Origin of the sequence: Photorhabdus temperata (assembly GCF_025384845.1) — a bacterium.
GTDB lineage: Bacteria > Pseudomonadota > Gammaproteobacteria > Enterobacterales > Enterobacteriaceae > Photorhabdus > Photorhabdus temperata.
Genome location: NZ_JAJAFX010000134.1, coordinates 1 through 2,966, shown reverse-complemented (window position 1 = coordinate 2,966; position 2,966 = coordinate 1). Strand labels below are relative to the sequence as shown.

Genomic DNA, 2,966 nt, shown 5'->3' with positions numbered 1-2,966 from the left:
TTCTCGGTTACCAAAAAATTTCGAAGTATATGATTTTTACGATGGGAAAACAGGGATCGCTACCAGTGTTAAAACATTGGACACACGTACTGCTGCAAGGATTAAGGATCCGAAACAACTTTATTCTTCCATAAAAAGGAATATTGATGATGCATCTAACTTCACGGAAGGTTCTAAAGGAACTAAAATTATTGATTCAAGTATGATATCTCAACGTGAAGTTAGGATTGCTGTACCTAAAACAACTACTCCTGACCAGTGGGAACAGATTAATAGAGCCATTACTTACGGTACAGAAAAGAACATTAACGTTAAGATTACAGTGGTGAAATAATGAGTGAGATTTTTGAACGATGGAAAAATGCTAGATGCGTATTTAATGGTGATTTTTACTCAGTAATAACTTATTCCGGTTACCGTTCGCTTAATTTAGACCCTTTAGGTGGTAATCATATGTTATCACCCGATACCTCTGATGAGGAATTAGGTGCTGTAGTTTTTAATGCTCTTTCTAAGAGTCGATTTATTCCCTTTGAGAATCTTGGGGATTTTTTGGACAATGAAAAAGGAGAAGAATTATATAATCAGTGGGTTACAGAGATGATGGGATTTCATCGCTATCGCTCAAAACGTCAGTTATTTAAGAAGATGAAGAGTTGTAATATTCGTTTGTTAGATGGTGTTATAACTATCACGCCTTCTGGTCATGAGAAACTTGAGCTTTGGACAGGAAAAGGCATTGTTGAATCTGATTATGTCGTAATCCCGGCTGATAGTTCTCCAGAGGAAATTGGTGCAGCATTACGACTGGCTTTTTCACGTTGTAGAAGTTATGTTTGATGATAAAGCAATAGTTTGTTTTCACTGGTTAGTTATGAGTTTTGATTTATAGAGTTAATTAAGGTGGACACGTAATGGTTATTATGTGTCCGCTAATTATGTTAAAAGGCTTTAATAGTTATTAAGTGAGCCTTGCCGCTAAAATTACGGTGGTGAAATAATGAGTGCGGATTTCAAACAAGGATTGCATGCAAGGGCCGAATTTAATGGTGATTTGTAGTGGTCAACTTATTCAGGTAATGGTTTATTAGGGGTAGATCCTTTAGGAAGCAACCATTTATTACAGCCAATTGTATATAAACAAGAATTAGGAGAGGCTATACTTGATGCTTAATTAAAAATTAGGGTAATTCCTCTTGATCAATATGGTAATTATTTCGATCATGATGCAAATGATAAATAGTATAAAAATTGGATCACAAAGATAATGGCATCTTATAGTTACCGTTCAAAATGCCAGTTATTTAAGAAAATGTTGAGTTGTGGTATCTGCATTCTTGATAGTCAAATAACGATACGGCCATCTTGTCATGAAAAATTGAAAAACTGAACAGGTAAAGCTATTTCCGAAATAGATCATTCGCGTCACTCTTGTTAAATGGTGACAATTTTAACACGTCTTCGTTACGTATTGGGTAGCCTTCACTGCGTAAATGGGGTTTGGGTGTAGTGAGCAGCGAGGGCCATACCATTAGTAGCTTTGCCGATGGGTTGGCAGGATTGGTCGGAGATGAGAGAATCTTCTAGCGATGGTTTTTTCAGGCGCTTAAGCGCCGTAAAGCAGAGCTCTCTTTCGGCATCGTCTCACACACGACGTCAGATAGGCGCAGAGGTCCTGCCTGGCAGAACCCTAATTGGCATAGTGACGACAACGATGTTGTACATTGTTATGCTAAAGGTATATAGGGATTAGGGTTAATAAATCGGGTAGGAGCATAGTTATCATATCCCTTACCCCTGCAATATTCTTTTAACTGGCTTAATGAATTTATCCCTATTTTCTGATAAATTATCAGTAGTCTACTTTGTACCGTTCTATATGAAATATCTAATTTTTTAGCTATATCTTTAGCGCTTAGTGATTGCAAAGCAAAAAATATTATATCGAACTCTCTATCTGTAAATAAATCAGTTGGTGTGCCAAAAGTTAATGAGTCAGGATGCCTGTTGTTTTCAAAATGATACATGGAATAAATTTCAAGTTTTTTACCGTGCCCCACAACCCCAATACATTCTCCATCCTTCATTAGTGGTGTAACATTGACCAAAAATGGTTGGATTATTTTTTCTCTCCCGCCGTAAGTGAAGGTGTTTAGTACCGGAATGATCTTTTGACTCGTCATTACATTGCCATCATTAGCATGTACAATATCTTCAAACTCAGACCACGGAGCTGGACACTCACTAACAAGCCTCCCTTCTATGCTAAAACCCTTAGGAAGACCGCTGTAATAAATCATAGTATCATTGGCATAGACGAATCGATGTTCCCTGTCTTTTATAGCCCAAAAATCGTTGCTGTTTTCCATGTATGATATGAAGGCATCAAAGCTTTTTGAACGAACATCCAGATCTTTGTTTACAGAGAAACTCATACTTTTATCTTTCATAATTTCACCCATCATGATTAAACTGTAATAACTTCCATGTAAGGATATCACTTTTACGATGAATGAGTGATTATGTTTACGGGCGATCTTACCGCTTCTGTAAATATCGCCAATATTTTATATGATTTTTCTTATTAATTATGTTTTTAATGAATAATTACAATCGGGTAGTTATTTTTGCTCTTGCTTTGGGTATATTAGTCGAATCCGCCACAACAGTTTGACCTTCTCTGACCGCTGTTCTCAGACTTTCGGGAAGGTCTGTAATATTGATTCTTGTCACAGCACTCATATAGCCTCCCATAATTAAACATTTGAATTAATTTTAATCAATTTCTTAGAAAATACTAATCTGGACTAGTTCAGTAAGTGTGGCAATTTTATTTACCAGGCAACCTGTTCAAAATAGCGAGTAGTTAACAATTATAATAGGTAAACGATGACTTATCTCTTTGACACCCTCTGAAAGGAAGGGGCTTCCCGCGAAAAGCATGGTGATTAAAGAGTTGTGTGTCC

The 2,966-nt window shown here is 36.6% G+C and carries 5 protein-coding genes; 3 read left to right on the top strand and 2 right to left on the bottom strand.

Annotated elements, in window-relative coordinates; all coding sequences use genetic code 11:
• The 3 genes from LGZ99_RS23815 to LGZ99_RS23805 form a co-directional block, all read left to right on the top strand.
• Positions 1 to 334 (top strand): endonuclease toxin domain-containing protein (locus LGZ99_RS23815; RefSeq protein ID WP_262979785.1); only part of this gene is annotated, 334 nt, incomplete at its 5' end.
• Complete coding sequence (locus LGZ99_RS23810; RefSeq protein ID WP_021325295.1) at positions 334 to 840, top strand: contact-dependent growth inhibition system immunity protein; 507 nt, start codon at positions 334 to 336, stop codon at positions 838 to 840. The genes LGZ99_RS23815 and LGZ99_RS23810, both read left to right, overlap by 1 nt.
• A gap of 415 nt (positions 841 to 1,255) precedes the next feature.
• Positions 1,256 to 1,390, top strand: a complete 135-nt coding sequence (locus LGZ99_RS23805) for a contact-dependent growth inhibition system immunity protein (RefSeq protein WP_262979786.1) — start codon at positions 1,256 to 1,258, stop codon at positions 1,388 to 1,390.
• A gap of 337 nt (positions 1,391 to 1,727) precedes the next feature.
• Here LGZ99_RS23805 and LGZ99_RS23800 read toward each other — a convergent pair whose 3' ends face one another.
• Both LGZ99_RS23800 and LGZ99_RS23795 read right to left on the bottom strand, forming a co-directional pair.
• Positions 1,728 to 2,450 (bottom strand): helix-turn-helix transcriptional regulator, encoded by a 723-nt coding sequence (locus tag LGZ99_RS23800; RefSeq protein WP_262979784.1) that lies wholly within the window; start codon positions 2,448 to 2,450, stop codon positions 1,728 to 1,730.
• Positions 2,451 to 2,607: 157 nt separating this feature from the next.
• The gene (locus LGZ99_RS23795) at positions 2,608 to 2,742 is read right to left on the bottom strand and encodes a hypothetical protein (RefSeq protein WP_262979783.1); all 135 of its coding nucleotides are present in this window, start codon (positions 2,740 to 2,742) and stop codon (positions 2,608 to 2,610) included.
• Positions 2,743 to 2,966: the final 224 nt, after the last annotated feature.

Coding starts and splice junctions, on each gene's coding strand:
- LGZ99_RS23810 (WP_021325295.1), top strand. CDS start 334: ATGAGTGAGATTTTTGAACGATGGAAAAATGCTAGATGCGTATTTAAT.
- LGZ99_RS23795 (WP_262979783.1), bottom strand. CDS start 2,742: ATGAGTGCTGTGACAAGAATCAATATTACAGACCTTCCCGAAAGTCTG.
- LGZ99_RS23800 (WP_262979784.1), bottom strand. CDS start 2,450: ATGAAAGATAAAAGTATGAGTTTCTCTGTAAACAAAGATCTGGATGTT.